This window comes from Pyxidicoccus sp. M6, from assembly GCF_055568925.1.
Window position 1 is genome coordinate 7,177,427 of the sequence record NZ_CM145714.1, and the last position, 19,473, is coordinate 7,196,899.

Below are 19,473 nucleotides of genomic sequence, written 5' to 3' on the forward strand. Positions count from 1 at the left end.
TCAGCTCTCCACGTCGGTCGCGTCCAGCAGCGCGTCCAGTTCCTCATCCGACAACTGCTCCAGCGCGGACGGGTCCAGCTCCCTCGACACCCGGGCAATCGGCGCATCCGCGAGCTGCTTCATCGAGCCCGACATGCGCGACACCACATCCGCCAGCCCCGAGAGGGTCGGCGACTCGAACACCGCCGTGAGCGGCAGCTCCACGCCCAGCGCCTCACGCACGCGCGAGACAATCTGCGCGGCCATCAGCGAGTGGCCGCCCAGCGCGAAGAAGTCGTCCCGCGCGCCGATGCGCGTCCGGCCGAGCAGCTCCGTCCAGATGCCCGCCAACGCCAGCTCCTCCGGAGTCGTCGGGGCCACGTACTCCGCCGCGTTGCCCGTGGGGGCCGCGCGCGCACGGAGCGAGCGCCGATCCACCTTCCCGCTCGGCGTGAGCGGCAGCGATTCCAGCGCCTCGAAGGCGGACGGCACCATGTAGTCCGGCAGCCGCTCCTTGAGGAACGCGCGCAGGGCCGTGGTGTCGAGCACCTGTCCCGGCTTCATGACCACCCAGGCCACCAGCCGGGCCTCCCCCGGAGAGGCCTCGTGCGCCACGACGGCGACGCGCGCCACCGCCGGGTGCTGTGCGAGCACCGACTCCACTTCACCGGGCTCCACGCGGGCGCCGCGCACCTTCACCTGGTCATCGGCGCGGCCCAGGTACTCGAGCTGGCCGTCCGGCAACCACCGGGCCACATCTCCCGTGCGGTACATGCGCGCACCGGGTGTGGCTCCGAACGGGTCCGGCAGGAAGCGCTCCGCCGTCGCATCCGGCCGGCCGAGGTAGCCGCGCGCCACGCCAGGGCCCGCGACGTACAGCTCGCCTCGCACGCCCGAGGGCACCGGGCGAAGCGCGTCGTCCAGCACGTACGCGCGCAGGTTGTCGATGGGCCGGCCAATCGTCACCGGGCCCTCGCACACCTCACCCGCCGTCGCATCCGCCGCCACCTCCGAGGAGCCGTAGAGGTTGAGGAGCCGTGCGTGCGGCACTCGCTCACGGAAGCGCGCGGCCAGCTCGTCCGGCAGCCTCTCACCGCTGGTCACCCACGTGCGCAGGGACTTCAACCGGAGGCCCACGTCGGGCACCTCCAGCAGCGCCCTCAGCAGCGACGGGACGAGCACCAGCCGCGTCACCCCGCGCTGCTCCATCACCTGCACGAGCCGCGCCGGGTCCTTCACCGTGTCATCGGACAGCAGCACCGAGGGCACGCCGGCCAGCAGGGGCCCGAGCACCTCCCACACCGAGTCCACGAAGCTCAGCGCCGTCTTCACGGTGCAGACCTCGCCGGGCTCGAACGGGACGGTGCGCCACATCCACGCGAAGCGGTTGAGCGTCGCGCGGTGCGTGGCCATGACGCCCTTGGGCCGGCCCGTGGAGCCGGAGGTGAAGATGACGTACGCGAGCGCGTCGCCCCCCACCGGAGGAGGCAGAGGATCGCCCGCCTCGGCCCGGTCGTCCTCGAGCCAGAGCACGGGGATGCCCTCGTGGGGCGGCAGCCGGTCCGCGAGGCGCTGACGTGCGAGCAGCACCCTGGGACGGCTCTCCTCCACCATCCACGCCAACCGCTCTCGGGGCCAGGAGGGATCCAACGGCACCCAGGCCGCGCCCGCCTTCAGCACGGCCAGCACCCCTGCCACCATCTCCACCGAGCGGTCCGCGCACAGCGCCACGCGCGCCTCCGCACCCACGCCCAGGTGCTGCAGCGTGCGCGCGAGCCCTTCCGCCCGAGCCGCCAGCTCGCGGTACGTCACCCGCGTGTCCCCGTCCACCAGGGCCAGCGCGTCCGGCGTACGCGAAGCCTGCGCGTCGAACAGCGCGGCGAGGCTCGCCTCCGAGTCGAAGTCGGCACGCGGCCCATGCCCCGAGTCGAGCACGCGGCGCCGCTCCTGTTCGTGCAGCATCGGCACGTCATCGAGCCGCTGCACGCCGGAGGCGAGGCCTTCCATGAGAATCCGCCAGTGCTCCAGCAACCGGGCCATCGTCTCCGCGCCGAAGAGCGCGGGCGCGTAGGCGAGGATGAGGCGCAGCCGGTCGCCCGGCACCACGTAGGCGATGAGCGGGTAGTTGCCCTGCTCGTGGCTCTCCACGTCCCGCACCTCCATCCCCGGGACGCGCTGGCCCAGCGAGGTGTCGAGCGGGTAGTTCTCGAAGATGAGCAGGCTCTCGAAGAGCGGCAGGCCTCGCGGCATGTCACTCCAGCCCTTCACCTGCACCAGCGGGCTGTGCTCGAACTGACGCATCTCCAGTTGTCGCGCCTGGAGCCCCTGGAGCCAGGAGACCACCGAGTCATGGCGCGGCAACGTCACCCGCACGGGCAGCGAGTTGATGAACAGACCGACCATCGACTCCGCGCCGGGCAGGTCCACCGGACGCCCGGAGACGGTGGCGCCGAAGACGACGTCATCCTCTCCGGCGTACCGGGAGAGCAGCAGCGCCCACGCGCCCTGCGCCAGCGTGTTGAGCGTGATGCCATTCTTCCGTGTGAAGGCCTGGAGCGCCGCGGTGGTTTCCGGCGACAACAACAGCTTCTCCTCGCCAGTGACGGCGGCCTCCACGCCGGGCGCGATGGGCCGTGAAGCAGGCAGCGGCGTCGGCGAGATGAAGCCCGCGAGCTCCTTGCGCCAGAAGGCCTCCGCGCGCGACAGGTCCTGCCGCTGCAGCCACGCCATGTAGTCGCGCCACGCGGGAGGACGCGGCAGCGAGGGCTCGCGGCCGGAGGTGAGCGCCTCGTAGCAGGCGAAGACCTGCTGGAGCATGTTGCCCACGCCCCAGCCGTCCATCACGAGGTGATGGTGCCGCCAGAGGAAGCGGTACGCGTCCTCGCCCAGGCGCACCACGTCCATGCGGGCCAGCGGCGCCGAGGAGAGCGTGAAGCCGCGGGCCCGGTCCTCGCGAATCAGCGCGTCCAACCGTGCGCGCTGTTCGTCGGGGGCAAGCCCGCGCCAGTCGTGCTCCGTCCACGGCAGCTCGGCCTTCGCGTGGACGACCTGAAGCGGCTCGGGCAGGCCTTCATGGACGAACGAGGTCCGCAGGACGGCGTTGCGGGCGATGACCTCCGCCCAAGCGCGCCGCAGCGCGGGCACGTCGATCCGGCCTCGCGAGGTCCACGAGAGCTGCTCGTGGAAGACGCCCGAGCCGGGCACCGCCAGCGCGGCGTGGAAGAGCATGCCCTGCTGCAGCGAGGTCAGCGGGTACAGGTCCTCCACGTCCGGGTACTGGCGCAGCGTCCGCTCCAGCGTCGCGGACGAGAGCCGAGCCAGCGGGAAGTCTCCCGGCGAACGGCGCGCCGCGTCCGTACTGCCACGGCCTTCCACCAGCTCGCGCAGCGCGTCCATGAAGCGGTCGGCCACGGTCTGGATGGTGGCGCGCTCGTGGACGCGCGAGCCGTAGACCCAGGTCACCTTCAGCTGGCTTTCGCTCACCACCGCGTTCACTTCGATGCGATGCGGCCGGCGGCCTCCTGCGCCGTGCCACCGACCGCTCGGCTCCTCCGTGAGGGCGAAGCGCTCCGAGCCACGCGCCGCCGCGTCGAGCTGGCCCAGGTAGTTGAAGCCCACCTCCGCGCGGGGCGCGGAGCGAAGCGCTTCGGCCAAGTCCGCGCGCAGGTGACGCAGCAGCCCGTAGCCGATGCCATTGGCGGGCAGCCTGCGCCGCGCATCCCGAAGCGCCCTGAGCGCGTCACCGGGGCTGCCACCTTCCGGCAGCTCCACGTCCAGAGGGAAGGTGCTGGTGAACCAGCCCACCGTGCGGGACAGGTCCACGTCGGAGAACAGCGCCTCGCGGCCGTGGCCTTCCAGCTCCAGCCGCACCTTGCGTCCACCCGTCCAGCCGGAGATGGCCTTCGCCACCGCCGTGAGCAGCACCTCGTCCACGCGAGCCCTGTAGGCCGTGGGCACCTCGGCCAGCAGGGCCCGGGTCTCCAGCTCACCGAGCGTCACCGTGAGCAGTGCCTCGGAGCCAGGGGTGTCCTCTCCGTCGACAAAGTCCACCGGTAGCGACGGCACGTCACCTGTCGCCTTCCAGAGCGGCAGCTCGCGAGCCAGCGACTCCGAGCGGGCGTGCTCCACCAACCGCTCCGCCCACGACTTGAACGACGTCGTCTTGGCCGGCAGCGATACCGGGACGCCGCGCTCCAGTTGCGTGTACGCCGTCTCCAGGTCCTCCAGCAGCGGACGCAGCGAGACGCCATCCACGGCGAGGTGGTGCACCACCAGCAGCAGCCGGCCCGTGCGCCCCTCGCCGCGCTCGAAGAGGACGGCGCGGAGCAGCAGGCCTTCATTCAGGTCCAGGCTCCGATGCACCCTGGCGCCCACCACTTCGAGCGCCTCGCCCTGCTCCGCTTCCGGCACGTTGGACAGGTCCACGCGTCGCAACGTCACAGACTCGGGCACGGGCGCGTTGAACTGGGCCCAGCCTTCCGCCGTGCGGGTGAAGCGCAGGCGGAGCGCATCGTGATGGGCCACCAATGCGTGCAGTGCCTTCTCCAGTAGCGCCGCGTCCACGGGCCGGCGCACCTCCAGCACGGCGGCCAGGTTGTAGTGGTGCGGCTCCGGAAGCGCCCAGTCCTCGAAGAAGATGCGCTGCATCGGCGTCAGCGGCACCGGGCCTTCCACCGCGCCCTGCTCCGCCGTGCCCTGCTTCGCCTTGCCCGCCGCAGCGGCCAGCTCCACGAGCGTCTGCTTCTCGAAGAGCATGGCCGGCTCCAGCGCCAACCCAGCCGCCTTCGCGCGCGAGACAATCTGGATGCCGAGGATGGAGTCGCCGCCCAGCTCGAAGAAGTTGTCGTGCAGGCCCACGCGCTCCACGCCGAGCACCTGCGCCCAGAGCGCCGCCAGCGTCTTCTCCGCGTCGGTCGTCGGCTCGACGAAGGTCTTCCCCGGCCCCACACGCGCGGTGTCCGGCGCGGGCAGTGCCGCCCGGTCCACCTTCCCGGCGGGAGACAACGGGAGCGCATCCAGCGCGACGAAGGCCGCGGGCACCATGTGCTCGGGCAGCCGTTCCTTCAGGAAGCCACGCAGCGCGGTGACGTCCAGCGCCGCCGCATCCGCCACGAGGTAACCCACGAGGCGCTTCGTCCCCGGTGGTTCCTCGCGAACCGTGGCCACCGCGTCGCTCACGCCCGGGTACTGGCGCAGCGCCGCTTCCACCTCACCCAGCTCGATGCGGAACCCGCGCACCTTCACCTGGTGGTCCGTGCGGCCCAGGTACTCCAGCCGCCCGTCGAGGCGATGACGGACGCGGTCGCCCGTGCGGTACAGGCGCGCACCGGACTCACCGGAGAGAGCATCCGGGACGAAGCGCTCCGCCGTCAGGTCCGGCCTGCCGAGGTAGCCACGCGCCACGCCCAAGCCGCCGAGGTACAGCTCGCCCGGCACGCCCGGCGGCACGGGCAGTCCCCGTGCGTCCAGCACGTAGGCGCGCATGTTGGAGATGGGCTGGCCGATGTCCGGCCGATCCGCGTCCAACTCCGTGGAGACGGTCGCGCAGATGGTGGCCTCCGTCGGGCCGTAGCCATTGAGCAACCGCCGCCGCGACGCCCAGCGCCGCGCCAGCTCCGGCGAGCACGGCTCTCCCGCGGAGATGACCGTCTCCAGCGCGGGCAGGCCCTCGGGCTCGAGCTGCGACAGCGAGGACGGCGTGAGCGTCACGGTGGTGATGCCGCGCGCCTCCAGCACCTCGCGCAGCGGCGCGCCCGGCAGCAGCGAGTCGCGCGGCGCGAGGTGGAGCTCCGCACCGGCGACCAGCGTGGAGAGCACCTCCAGCACGGACGCATCGAAGCCGAGCGCCGCCGCCTGGAGCACCCTCTTCCCTGGCCCCACTCCGTGCGCGCGTGTGACGGCGCGCACCGTGTTGACGAGCCCCCGGTGCGGCACGAGCACGCCCTTCGGAGTCCCCGTCGAGCCCGACGTGTAGATGACGTACGCCAGCCCACTGGAGAGCACGCCGGAGCTCGGCGCCGTCGTGGGGTTCCGACTGATGCTGCTCCACTCCGAGTCCACGGAGACGAGCAGCTCATTGCCGGCGGGAAGCTCGTCCGCGAGGTGCTCCTGTGTCACCACCACGGACAGCCCGGCGTCCCGCATCATGTAGGTCAGCCGCGCGCTGGGATACGCGGGGTCCAGCGGGACGAATGCACCGCCCGCCTTCAGGATGCCGAGCATTCCCACCACCAGCTCGGCGGAACGCTCCGCGCACAACCCGACCCGGACCTCCGGCCCCACGCCCACCGAGCGCAGGTGATGCGCGAGCTGGTTGGCGCGCGCATCGAGCTCCGCGTACGTGAGCCGCTGGTTCGGGTCCACCACCGCCACCGCGTCCGGCGACGATGCGGCCTGGGCCTCGAAGCGCTCGTGGATGGACGCGTCCTCGGAGACGGGCTCGCGCGTGTCGTTCCACTCCACCAGCATCCGGTGCAGCTCTTCTCCGGACAGCAGCGGCAATTCGCCCACGCGCTGCGCCGGGTCGGCGGCGATGCCCTCCAGCAGGCGCACGAAGCGCTCCCACAGCAGGTGCACCGTCGCGGGCTCGAAGAGGTCCGCCGCGTACTCCAGGGCGCCGGAGAGTCCGTCCGGCGTCTCGCGCAGCTCCAGAGACAGGTCCACCTTGGTCGCGCCGATGTCGAGCTCGACCATCTTCACGCCGAGGCCCGGCGTCTGCACTTCCACCGGCGGCGTGTTGTGGAACGTCAGCATCGCCTGGACCAGCGGCATGCGGCTCGGGTCTCGCGGCACGCGCAGCTCGTCCACCAGTCGCTCGAACGGAATCTCCTGGTGGGCGTACGCGCCGATGGACGCCACCTTCACGCGGCGGACCAGCTCCACGAAGGTCGGCGCTCCGGACAGGTCGCCGCGAATGGCGAGCGTGTTCAGGAAGCAGCCGATGAGCCCTTCAATCTCGGGGCGGTTGCGGCCCGCGGCGGAGGTGCCGACGATGATGTCGTCCTGACCCGAGTAGCGGTGCAGCAGCGTCTGCAGCGCCGCGGTGAGGACCATGAAGGGCGTGGCGCCCTCGCGGCGTCCCAGCGTCCAGAGCGCGTCCATGAGCGGCTTGCGCACGGACACCTGGATGCGGCCACCCCGGCCCGACCAGCGCACGGGACGCGGGCGGTCGGTGGGCAGCTCCAGCACCTGGGCTCCGGCGAGCTGCTTCTTCCAGTACGCGAGCTGGGCCTCCATGCCCGGCCCGTTCAGCCAGCCGCGCTGCCACACCGCGTAGTCCGCGTACTGCACCGGAAGCGCGGGCAGCGGCGAAGGCCTCCCGGCCGCGAGCGCCTCGTACAGCGTCACCAGCTCGCGGAACAACACGCCGCCGGACCAGCCGTCCGAGGCGATGTGGTGGATGGTGAGGTGCAGCACCGAGGCCGCGTCACCAACGCGAATCAGCACGGCCCGCAGCACCGGCCCGTGCACCAGGTCGAACGGACGGCGAGCATTCGCGAGCGCCAGCCGCAGTGCATCGGCCTCGCGCTCCTCCTGCGTCGTGCCGCGCGCCTCCTGCTGCTCCAGTCGGAGCGGCATCGAGGGAACGATGACCTGGTGCGCGCCGTCTTCCGAGAGCGCGAAGGTGGTGCGCAGCACCTCGTGCCGGCGCACCAGCTCGTTCAGCGCCGTCTCCAGGAGCGGCGCTTCCATCCTGCCCTCCAGGCGGAGGGTGACGGTGTTGTTGTAGGCGATGCCATCCGGGTCGAGCTGGCTGAGCGCCCAGATGCGCTGCTGCGGGAAGGACAGCGGCAGCGGCTGGTCCCTCGGCACATGCACCACGGGCGTGGCGGTCGCGGCCGGCACCTCCGCGACAGGCGCGGGCGGCGCGACCACGGTGTCGCGAGGCTTCGACTGGCGGCGAGCCTTCGCGGTGCGCGACGGCTTCACCACCTCGACCTCTCCCGCGTTGCGGAAGCGGGCGCGCTGTCCCGTCAGGAAGAGGCGGTCCTCCGGGCCTCCGCCCGGCACGGTGATGAATCGTGCACGCGTGGCCTCCTCGTCGTTCCAGAAGCCGCGCGGAATGACAGTGCCCCCAAGTGCGAGCTCGCCCACGACGCCCACGGGCACAGGTGCACCCGAAGCATCGCGGATGAACACGGGAGCCTCGGACGAGGACGGCCAGGCCGCGCCGAGCACGGACGCATCCAACTCCACGCTCCGCGACCCGCTACCAGGGACAACGAGCGCGCCGTGCGTGGAAGCCTCCTTCTCCGCGCTCCGAGCGAACCCACCGGACACTTCCGCACGAGACTCACCACCCAGCACCCACAAACGCACGCCTTCCAGCGCACGTTGCGCACCGGGCAACTCCGCGAGCGCACGGGCCTGGGACGGCGCGCAGCGCAGCGCGGTGACGCCTTCTCCCCGAACGAGCTCCAACAGGTCGCCCATACCGGCATCACCCTCGGCCAGCACGGCCTCCTCGGGCAGGGGCTGTACCTGGGTGCGCCGCACCAGCTCGGCCAGCAGGCGCAGGCTGGACATCGTCGGCTCCAGCGGCACGCCGTAGTCGACGAGGCAGGCAATCTCGTCCACGTCGAGCGAGCGCACGCGCTCGATGATGCGCTCGCACTGCTCCACCGTGCCGAAGAGGCCGCCGTCCTTCAGGTAGTGGTCCGCGGCCTGCCCGAGCATCACCTGCATGTCCTCGGGCGTGAGGCCGCGCACATCCACGCTGCCGTTGATGCTGGACAGCAGGTTGGCGAAGACGTCCACCGAGCTCTGGATGTATTGCTTCAGCGGCTCGCGCGCCGCCGCACGCACCTCGTCCATGTCCTGGCCGAGGAAGGTGTGCAGCATCAGCGTCACCTGTCCGCGCCCCGGACCGTGTCCCGACTTGCGGTACGTCTCGCGGTACAGCGCCACCTTCGCCGCCAGCTCATCCAGGCTGGAGCCCAGGCCAAGGACGTTGGTGAGGATGCCCGCGCCCACCTCTCCGGCCTTGCGGAACGTCTCCGGGTTGCCTGTGGAGGTGAGCCACACCGGCAGCTCCGCCTGCTTCGGCTTTGGCCGCAGCGCCAGCTCCACCTCGTGGCCCGCGCCGTTGCGGCGCTTCACCGTGCCGCCGCGCCACAGCCGCCGCACTTCTTCCAGCCGCTCGATGAGGACCTCGCGGCGGCGCGCGTACGTGTCCGGCGAGAGCGAGAAGTCATTCGCGTGCCAGCCCGTGGCGAACGAGACGCCCACGCGACCCTTGGACAGGTTGTCGACGACGGACCACTGCTCGGCCACCTCGATGGGGTCGTGCAGCGGCAGCACCACACTGCCCGCGCGAATCCGCAGGTTCCGCGTCAGCATCGCGAGCGCGCCAGCAATCACGGACGGCTGCGGGTACAGGCCGCCGAAGGAGTGGAAGCGCCGCTCCGGCGTCCAGATGGCGGAGAAGCCGTTCGCGTCCGCGAACTTCGCGCCCTCCAGCAGCAGCTCGTACTTCTCCTCGCCCAGCGCGTCCTCGTCGTTGGCGAAGTACGAGAGGCTGAAGTCGAGCTTCCTGCGCGTGTCCGGCTTCCGTCCGAGGACGGCGAAGCGCGCGGCCAGCCGCTCGGGAGGGAGCACGACGCGCATGCCGCGCGCCAGCGCCCACAACAGGTCCAGTCCCGTCGGGTCCGACGCGGGGCCGCCCGCCGCCAGCCACACCTCACCCTCCCCTGCCCCCACCCGCGCGTCGAGCGACGACAGCAGGTGCGCGACGTTGCGATGGGTCAGCATGACGCGGCCGCGACCACCCATCGCCTCGGGTGCGGGCACGATGAACGCGAGCCGCTCCGAGGGCACAGTGGCAAACGGCCCTTCCGCCGAGACCTCGCCGTCCACCACCACGGCGCGCACTCCGACCGGGAGCGAGACCGCATCCGAGAGCCGGGCCACCAGCAACAGCCGTGGACCATGGGCTGGCAGCAGTGACGTCAGCTCCAGCACCTCGCCTCGCGTGACGGGGAGGCACGCACCACCCGCTTCCAGCACGCCCCAGAGCGCGATGACCGCTTCGATGGAGGGCTCCAGGCGCAACGCCACGGGGACCTCTGGGCCCACGCCATCGCGCCGCAGTCCGGCCGCGAGCCCCTTCGCCCGAGCGGCCAGCTCACGCCACGTCAGGCGGCGCGCACCGGCGCTGATGGCCACCGCGTCCGGAGTGCGCTCCAGCCGCGTCGCGAGGCGCTCCAACAGCCCCGGCGCGGAACGCTGCTCCACCACGCGCGCCGGCAGGCTCCGCTCCTCGGGCATCGCCAGCGGCAGCCGCGACACCCGCAGCTCCGGGTCCGCGAGCGCCGCGCCGAGCAGCGACTTCAGGTGACCCGCCATGCGCGCGATGCGCGACTCGTCGTAGAGCTCGGTGGCGTACTCGATGAAGCCGTGGAAGGTGCCGCCCTCCAGCTCATGCAGCAGGAGGGTCAGCTCGCCCAGCGTCGCGCCGAACTGCGCGGGCGTGCCCGGAACCTCCACCAACTCCATGTCGATGCCCGGCAGGGATGGAGGCGTGGTGACGACATTCGCATGCAGCACCAGCGCCGCGTCGCACAGTTGAGAGCGGTTCGGGTCTCGTCCCGGCGCCACGATGGGCAGCAGGTGCTCGAACGGCACGTCCTGATGGCTGGACGCGCCGATGGTGACCTCGCGCGCCCGGGCCACCAGTTCGCGGAACGACGGGTCACCGGACGCATCGGTGCGCAGCGCCATCGCGTGGGCAACGAAGCCGATGAGCGGCTCCAGCTCACCCCGGGCGCGGTTGCCCACCGGCGTGCCCACCACGATGTCCTCGCGCCCCGAGTAACGGACGAGCAGCGACGACAGCGCAGCCAGCAACGTCATGAATGGCGTCACGCCCTCGCGATGGCTGAAGGCGTAGAGCGCCGCGCTCAGCTCGCGCGAGAGGGGCACCGGGAAGCGGGCGCCGCGCAGACGTGTGCTCGCGCCTCGCGGCCGGTCCGATACCAGCTCCAGTGACGGCGGCAGGTCCGCCAGCACCTCGCGCCAGTACGCATCCTGCGTCGCGAGCGTGCCTCCGGCCAACGAGCGCCGCTCCCATGCCGCCGCGTCCACGTACTGCACGGGCAGCTCCGGCAGCGGCGCCGGCCGGCCCTCGCGGAACGCCTGGTAGTTCACCGCCGTCTCGCGGAAGAACGCCACCATCGACAACGTGTCCGACGCGATGTGGTGCACCGTTAGGAGCATCAGGTGCTCCGCGTCCGCCAGCCGCAGCAGCCGCGCGCGGACGATGGGGCCTTGCTCCAGCGAGAACGGCAACACCGCTTCTTCGAGGGCCAGCCGCAGCGCCTCGGCCTCGCGGTCTCCCGCATGGCCGCGCAGGTCCACCACCGGCACCTGGATGCGGACCTCGGCGGCAAAGCGCTGGCGCACGCGGCCGTCCTGCACGGTATACGTCGCGCGCAGCATCTCGTGCCGGCGGATGACCTCGTTGACGGCGCGCTCCAGCAGCACCACGTCGAGCGTCCCCTTCAGCCGCACGGCCAGGGGCATGTTGAGGGAGGGGTTGCCCGGGTCGAGCTGCTCCATCCGCCAGACGCGCTCCTGCACGACGGACAGCGGGAGCTCGCCGTTGCGGTCGATGCGCACCATGACCTCCGGTGCGCCCGCGCCCGTCGCGGGGAGGGCCTGCTGGAGCATCGCCTCGATGCGCCGCGAGATGCCCGCCACGGTGGGCGCCTCGAACAGCGCGCTCAGCGGGAGCTGCACGCCGAACGTCTCGCGCAGGCGCGTCAGCATCTGCGCCGCCATCAGCGAGTTGCCGCCCAGCGCCAGGAAGTCATCGTCGGGGCCGATGTCCACCGCGCCCAGGCGCTCGCGCCAGATGGCCATGACGCGCTGCTGGATTTCGCTCGCGGACGTGGGAGGCACCGGCACGGCCGCGGCCACGAGCGACTCGGCCATGGCCGCCGTCGCGGGCTGGGACTCCGGAGCAGGCGTGGCCTGTACGAGCAGCGCCACGGGCTGATGGTCCAGGCGGCAGGACTTCTCCTCGAACGGATACGTCGGCAGCGGGACGCGGTGGCGCTTCTCTCCGCCGTGGAACTTCTCCCACGACACGTCCACGCCCGCGCTCCACAGGTCGCCGAGCGACTGGAGCAGTCCCCGGTAGTCCCCTTCCGCCGGACGGCGGCGCAGCGATGGGACGGCGACGAGCGACTTCTCCTGCCGCGCGCGGAGGCGGGTCAGCGAGGTGAGGTCCGTGCCCGGGCCCACCTCCAGCAGGACGGAGCAGCCTTCACCAATGAGCACCTCCAGGCCCTCGGCGTAGCGGACCGGCTGGCGCATCTGCCGTGCCCAGTACGCCGGGTCGGTGGCCTCCTCGGGACGAATCCACGTGCCGGTGAGGCTGGACACGAAGCGCAGCTCCGGCGTCTTGAGGCGCAGCGAGGACACCGCTCGCGCCAGGTCCGGCATCAGCGGCTCCACGGCGCTGGAGTGGAACGCATGCGCCGCGGGCAGGCGCACCACGCCCACTCCGCGCCCGGAGAGCGAGGCCTCCAGCCGGGTGATGGCCTCCACGGGGCCCGAGACGACACACCGGCCTGGCCCATTCACCGCCGCCAGCGCGAGCCCGTCCGTGAGCAGCGGAAGGACCTCTTCCTCCTTCAGCCCCACCGCGAGCATCGCTCCGGGAGGCATGCGCGCCATCAGCGCGCCGCGCACCACCGCGAGCCGCAGCCCGTCCTCGGGAGACAGCACACCCGCCACGCAGGCCGCCGCGTACTCGCCGTAGCTGTGGCCCAGCAGCGCGTGGGGCCGCACGCCCCAGGACATCCAGAGCCGAGCGAGCGCATGCTCCACGATGAAGAGCGCGGGGAGCGCCACGCGCGGATCGGTCAGCTTCCTGGCCGCAGCCTCCACCTCCTCCGTCCTGGCCAGCAGGAGCAGCCGCACCTCCGCCGCCAGCGACGGCTCCAGTCGGGCGAGCGCCGCGTCCACGTCCTTGCGGAAGCCCGCCTCCGCAGCGTGCAGCTCACGTCCCATGGCCACGGCCTGCGCACCCTGCCCCGGGAAGAGGAAGGCCACGCGCCGGTTGCGGCCCGCCTCCACGGCGGCAGGCGTCTCCAGCGCCTGCGCCAGCTCGAAGCGGTCCGCCGCCACCACGGCGCGGCGGTACTCGAAGGCACGCCGCCCCACATTGCGCGTGAAGGCCGTGTCCTCCAGGTCCACGAACGGCGTCGTCTCCACATGCGACGAGAGCCGCCGCGACATCACCTCCAGCGCGGACGGGGTGCGCGCGGAGAGCGTCACGACCTGCAGGGGACGCGAGCTCCGGAGCGCCGGCTCGACCCGAGGAGCCTCCTCCACCACCAGGTGAGCGTTGGTGCCGCCAATGCCGAAGGAGCTGACGCCCGCGCGCCGCGGCCGCTCACCACGCGGCCAGGACCGCAGCACCGTGTTGACGAAGAAGGGGCTCTTCTCGAAGTCGATTTCGGGGTTGGGCTTCTCGAAGTGGAGGCTCGGTGGCACTGCCTCGTGCTGGAGCGACAGCACCACCTTGATGAGCCCGGCCACGCCCGCCGCCGCGTCCAGGTGGCCCATGTTCGTCTTGAGCGAGCCGATGGCGACGTCACCCTTGCGCTCCGACGTCTTCCGGAATGCGCGCGTCAGCGCGGCAATCTCGATGGGGTCTCCAAGCGACGTGCCCGTGCCGTGGGTCTCGACGTAGTCGATGTCGTCACCGCCGAGTCCCGCGTAGGCCAGCGCGTCCGCGATGACCTCCGTCTGCCCCTCGATGCTGGGCGCGGTGTAGCCGACCTTCTGCTGGCCGTCGTTGTTGACGGCGGAGGCCTTGATGACCGCGTGGATGTGGTCGCCGTCGCGAAGCGCGTCCGCGAGCGGCTTGAGCACCACCACGCCCACGCCGTTGCCCGCCACGGTGCCACCGGCACGGTGGTCGAAGGCACGGCAATGCCCGTCCGGCGAGTAGATGAGCCCTTCCTGGTACACGTAGCCCGTGCGCTGCGGGCTGGCGATGCGCACCGCGCCCGCGAGCGCGATGTCCGACTGCCGCGTGAGCAGGCTCTGGCAGGCCATGTGGATGGCCACGAGGCCGGTGGAGCACGCGGTGTAGACGGCGACGCTCTCACCCCGGAGCTGGAGCTTGAAGGACGCCTTCATCGCCAGGCTCTCGGGCCCGGAGGTGGCCAGGTCCAGGCCCGCGCCGCCGTCCTTGCGCGCCTCGCTCAGCAGCGACAGCAGATGGCCCGTCGAGCCCGCACCCGCGTACAGCGAGATGCGGCCCTTGTAGCGCGAGGGGTCATAGGCCGCGTCCTCCAGCGCCGCCCACGCGCACTGGAGGAACAGGCGCTGCTGCGGGTCCATCCACTGCGCCTCGCGCAGCGGGATGTCGAAGAAGCCGTGGTCGAAGCGGTCGGCGCCTTCGAGGATGCCTCCAGCGCGAACGAAGCGCGGGTGCTTCCACAGCTCCTCGGGAACGAGCGGCGAGCGCTCCGTCTCATCCTCGGACCAGGACGAGATGGACTCCACGCCGCCGGCCAGGTTCAGCCAGAACTCGGTGAGGTCCTCGGCGCCGGGGAAGCGCCCGTCCATGCCGATGATTGCGATGTCGTTCCCGGTGTCTTCGGCCTGCATGTCATCGACCTCAGCCATTGCCGTGATTCCCTCGTCGGCCCTGCCGCCGGAGCGCCTGCCGCCGCTGCTGGGCGCGGTCCACGTGGGCCTCGTTGTCCTGTGCGTCCGCCGGCTCGCCGTCCCGTTCCAGGGACAGGGCGAAGGCGCGAACCGTGGGGTATTCGAAGAAGCGCGTCGCCGGGATGTCTCGCCGTAGCGAGTCCCGGAGCAGCGCGCACGCCTTGACCACGGACATGGAGCTGCCGCCCAGGTCCGCGAAGAAGTGGTCCTCCACACCGACGCGCTCGACGCCCAGCACCTTCGCCCACAGCTCCGCGACCTGGCGCTCCAGCGCCGAGGTGGGCTCCACGAAGGTGCTCCCCGCCGGGCGTGACACGTCGGGCTCCGGCAGCGCCGCCCGGTCCACCTTGCCCACGGGCGTCAGCGGAAGCGTGGTCAGCGGCACCAGCGCGGACGGCACCATGAACTCCGGCAGTGAGTCCGCGAGGAAGCTCCGCAGCGCGCGAGGCTCCAACGTCTCTCCCGGACGAGGCACGGCGTAGGCCACGAGCCGCTTGCCGCCCGCGGGGTCGGGCTTCGCGACAACGACCGCCTCGGCCACCGCCGGGTGCTTGCGGAGCGCTTCCTCCACCTCGCCCGGCTCCACGCGGTAGCCCCGCACCTTCACCTGCGCGTCGAGCCGCCCGAGGAACTCCAGCGTCCCGTCCTCGCGATAACGGACCTGGTCGCCGGTGCGATACAGCCGACCGCCCTCCTCCGGACCGAAGGGATTCGGGATGAAGCGCTCGGCCGTCAGCTCCGGCCGCCCGAGGTAGCCCCACGCGAGGCCGTCGCCGCCGATGAGCAGCTCGCCCGGCACGCCGACGGGGACGAGGCGCAGGCCCGCGTCCACCACGAACACGCGCGTGTTGGCGATGGGCCGACCGATGGGCACCGCGCCATCCGCGATGGCGCCCTCCATCACATGGCACACGGAGAAGGTGGTGCCCTCCGTGGGGCCGTAGCCATTCACGAGCACGCCGCCGCGCGCGAGCCGCTCGCGCACCACGGCCGGCGGCAGCACGTCGCCTCCCGCGAGGAGTTGCTTCACTCCGTCCAGCGCATCCGGCCTCGCCGCGGAGATGGCTTCGAAGAGCGCGGCCGTCAGCCACAGCGTGGTGACGCCGTGGCGCACGAGCACGTCCTTCAGCGAGTCCACCGTGGGCGTCGTGGGTGGGAAGAGGACCAGCTTCGCGCCGTGCAGCAGCGCGCCCCATAGCTCGAAGGTGGCCGCGTCGAAGCAGATGGGCGCGAGCTGGAGGAACACCTCGTCCGAGCCCCAGCGTGCGAAGCGCGAGCCCAGCACGAGTCGCGCCACCGCGCGCTGCGGAACGCAGACGCCCTTCGGTCGTCCGGTGGAGCCGGACGTGTACATGATGTAGGCCAGCGACTCCGCCGGCACCGTCACGCCCGGAGAGGACTCGGGCTCGTGAGCCACCTCGTCGCGAGACTCGTCCAGCAGCACCACCGTGGCGCTTCCAGAAGGCAGCAGCTCCAGCACGGAGCGCTGCGCGAGCACCACCGGCAGGTGCGTGTCCTCCACCATGAAGGCCAGCCGCTCGCGCGGGTACGTGGGGTCCAGCGGCACGTACGCGCCGCCCGCCTTGAGGATGCCGAGCATCCCCACCACGAGGTCCAGCGAGCGCTGCACGCACAGGCCCACCGGCGTTCCCGGCTCCACGCCCCGCTTGCGCAGGTACCACGCGAGCTGGTTCGCCCTTCGGTCCAGCTCGCCGTACGTGAGCCGGTCACCCTCGCACTCGGCGGCGACGGCGGCGGGCGTGCGCGCGGCCTGGGCCTCGAAGAGCGCCGCGAGGCACACCTCGCGCGGGTACTCGGCGGTGGTGTCGTTCCAGTCCACCAGCAGGCGCTGGCGCTCCGCCGCGTCCATCATCGGCAGGTCGCTCACGCGCTGGCCGGAGTCCGCCATCGCGCCTTCCAGCAGCACGCGCAACTGGTTCATCAGCCGCGTGGCCGTGGAGGGCGTGAAGAGGTCCGCGTCGAACTCCAGCGTTCCGGTGAGCCCGTCCGTGGTGTCGAAGAGCGACAGCGTGAGGTCGAACTTCGCCGTGCCCGTGGAGACCTCGACGTAGCGGAGCGCGAGCCCCTCGGGCGCGATGTCCCGCGGCGTCTCCTCGTTCAGCGCCAGCACGACCTGCACCAGTGGCGCGTGGCTGAGGCTGCGCGGAGGCTGAAGGGCTTCGACCAGCTTCTCGAAGGGCACGTCCTGGTGCGAGTACGCATCGAGCGTCGTCTCGCGCACCCGCTGGAGCAGCTCGCGGAAGGTGGGGTTGCCTTCCAGCCGCGTGCGCAGCACCAGCGTGTTCACGAAGAAGCCGATGAGGCGTTCGAGGCCCGGATGGTGACGGCCCGCGATGGGCGAGCCCACGCAGACATCCTCCTGGCCCGACACGCGGGACAGCAGGAGCTGGAAGGCGGCCAGCAGGCCCATGTACGTCGTGACGCCCTCGCGGCGGCAGAAGGCCCGGAAGTGCTCGGAGAGCTCGGCCGGTAGGTGGACGCCGACGGTGTCACCTCGGAAGCGCTGAAGGTTCGGGCGCGGGAAGTCCGTGGGCAGCTCCAGGACCGGCGGGGCTCCGGCGAGCTGCTTGCGCCAGTACCGGAGCTGCGATTCGAGCGATTCCCCCTGCAGCCATGAGCGCTGCCACACCGCATGGTCCACGGGCTGGAGCATGGGCTCGGGCAGCGGAGACGCGCGCCCGTGCAGCTCCGCGTCGTACAGCGCGGACAGCTCACGGATGATCACGCCCAGGGACCAGCCGTCCGAGATGATGTGGTGCAGCGTCAGGACCAGGAAGTGGCGCGTCTCTCCCGTGCGCAGCAACAGCGCGCGGAGCAGCGGGCCCTCCGACAGGACGAATGGGCGGCGGACCTCCTCGTCCGCGGCGCGCAGGGCCTCCGCTTCGCGAGCGGACTCCGGGAGGCCGCGCATATCCACCACCGGCAGGGCCACGGGGACGTGCGCGTGGATGACCTGCACCGGCTCGCCCGAGTGGCTCGAGAAGGTGGTCCGCAGCGACTCGTGACGGCGGAACAGTCCGGCCAGGGCCCGCTCGAACGCGGGGACGTCCAGGGGACCGTCCATCCACGCGCCCCACGGGACGTTGTAGAGCGCCGTGCCCGGCTGGAGCTGCTCCAGGAGCCAGAGCCGTTCCTGCGGAGCGGACAGGGGCATGGACTCCGCGCGCGGAACGCGGACAATGGGCGGCAGCGCGCCTTCGCTCCGCTGGCGGGCCGCACGGACCCGCTCGGCCACGTGCCGCACGGAGGCGTCCTTGAAGAAGTCGCGCAGCGACAGGGACACACCGAGGCTGGCGTGGAGCCGCGAGACGAGGCGCGTAGCCAGCAGCGAATGACCACCCAGCTCGAAGAAGCTGTCAGTCACCCCGACGCGTTTGACGCCGAGCAGCTCCGCGAAGAGCGCGGCGACCTGCTCCTCTTCAGGCCCTCGCGGCGCTTCGTACTCTTGGGATGCCGTGCTCGTGGATTCGAAGGGCGCAGGCAGTGCGCCGCGGTCCACCTTGCCGTTGGGCGTGAGCGGTAGCCGCTCCAGCGCGACGAAGGCGGACGGCACCATGTACTCGGGCAGCTTCTGCTGGAGCACGGTGCGCAGCGAGGCGGTCTCCTCCGCCGTCGGGCCCACCACGTACGCCACCAGGCGCTTGTCCCCGGGCACGTCCTCGCGAGCCAGCACCACGGCTTCCGTCACCCCGGGCACCTCGCGCAGCACGGCCTCCACTTCACCGGGCTCGATGCGGAAGCCGCGCACCTTCACCTGGAAGTCGATGCGGCCCAGGAACTCCAACGTGCCATTCGCACGCCAGCGGGCCCGGTCTCCGGTGCGGTAGAGGCGCTCGCCCGGCGTGGTGCCGAAGGGATGCGGGATGAACTTCTCCGCCGTCAGCTCCGGGTTGGCCAGGTAGCCCCAGGCAAGGCCCGCGCCTCCGACGTACAGCTCACCGGGCACACCCACCGGCACCGGCCGCAGCGCGGTGTCCAACACATACGCGGTGGAATGAGGCACGGGACGGCCGATCGGCACCGAAGCCCCCACGGCGTCACCGGCCCGCAGCGTGTGCGTCGCGGAGAAGGTGGTGTTCTCCGTGGGGCCATAGCCGTTGATGAGCACGGCGTCGGAAGACAGCCGCGCAAGGTGCTCGCGCACGCGCTGCACCGGCAGCACGTCACCACCGGCCAGCACCTGCCGCACCCCGGCCAGCGCAGAGCCCTGATGCAGCACCATCTGCTCGAAGAGCGCCGCCGTCAGCCACAGCGTGGTGACGCCCGACTGCGCGAGCAGCTCGCCCAGCTCCTCCAGTGAGAGGGCACCGGGAGGCGCGATGACCAGCCGCGCGCCGTTCAGCAGCGCACCCCAGATCTCCAGCGTCGAGGCATCGAACGCCGCCGGGGCGAGCTGGAGGAAGCCCTCCTCCGCGCCGAAGCGCATGAACGCGGTGTCCTTCACCAGCCGCACCACGCCCCGGTGCGGTACGCAGACACCCTTCGGCCGTCCGGTGCTCCCGGAGGTGAACATGACGTACGCCAGCGCGTCCTCGCTGACTCGCACGCCGGGCGAATTCGTGGGCTGGCGGATGATGCTGTCCCCATCCGCGTCCAGCTGCAGGTGCTTGCCACCGTGCGCTTGGAGCTCCGGCGACAGGGACTGCTGCGTGAGCAGCACGTCGACTCCCGCCTCCCTCAGCATCCACGCGTTGCGTTCCGGAGGATGGCGGGCATCCAGCGGCACATAGGCCGCGCCGGCCTTGAGGATGCCCAACATGCCGACGATGAGCTCCGGCGAGCGCTCGA

2 protein-coding genes (1 of these 2 running past the window's edge) are annotated in these 19,473 nt (G+C 71.7%); both read right to left on the reverse strand.

The annotated features are described in order from the left end of the window. Positions 1-14,622, reverse strand: coding sequence for a type I polyketide synthase (locus ACVTJA_RS28395; protein WP_465824255.1), 14,622 nt, complete (start codon positions 14,620-14,622; stop codon positions 1-3). Next, a protein-coding gene (locus ACVTJA_RS28400; RefSeq protein ID WP_465824257.1) for an amino acid adenylation domain-containing protein crosses the window boundary here: on the reverse strand, positions 14,615-19,473 show its final stretch. The gene runs 7,855 nt beyond the window's last position; only the last 4,859 of its 12,714 coding nucleotides appear in the window; the start codon falls outside the window, past its right edge; the stop codon is at positions 14,615-14,617. Before ACVTJA_RS28400 ends, ACVTJA_RS28395 begins: the two co-directional genes overlap by 8 nt.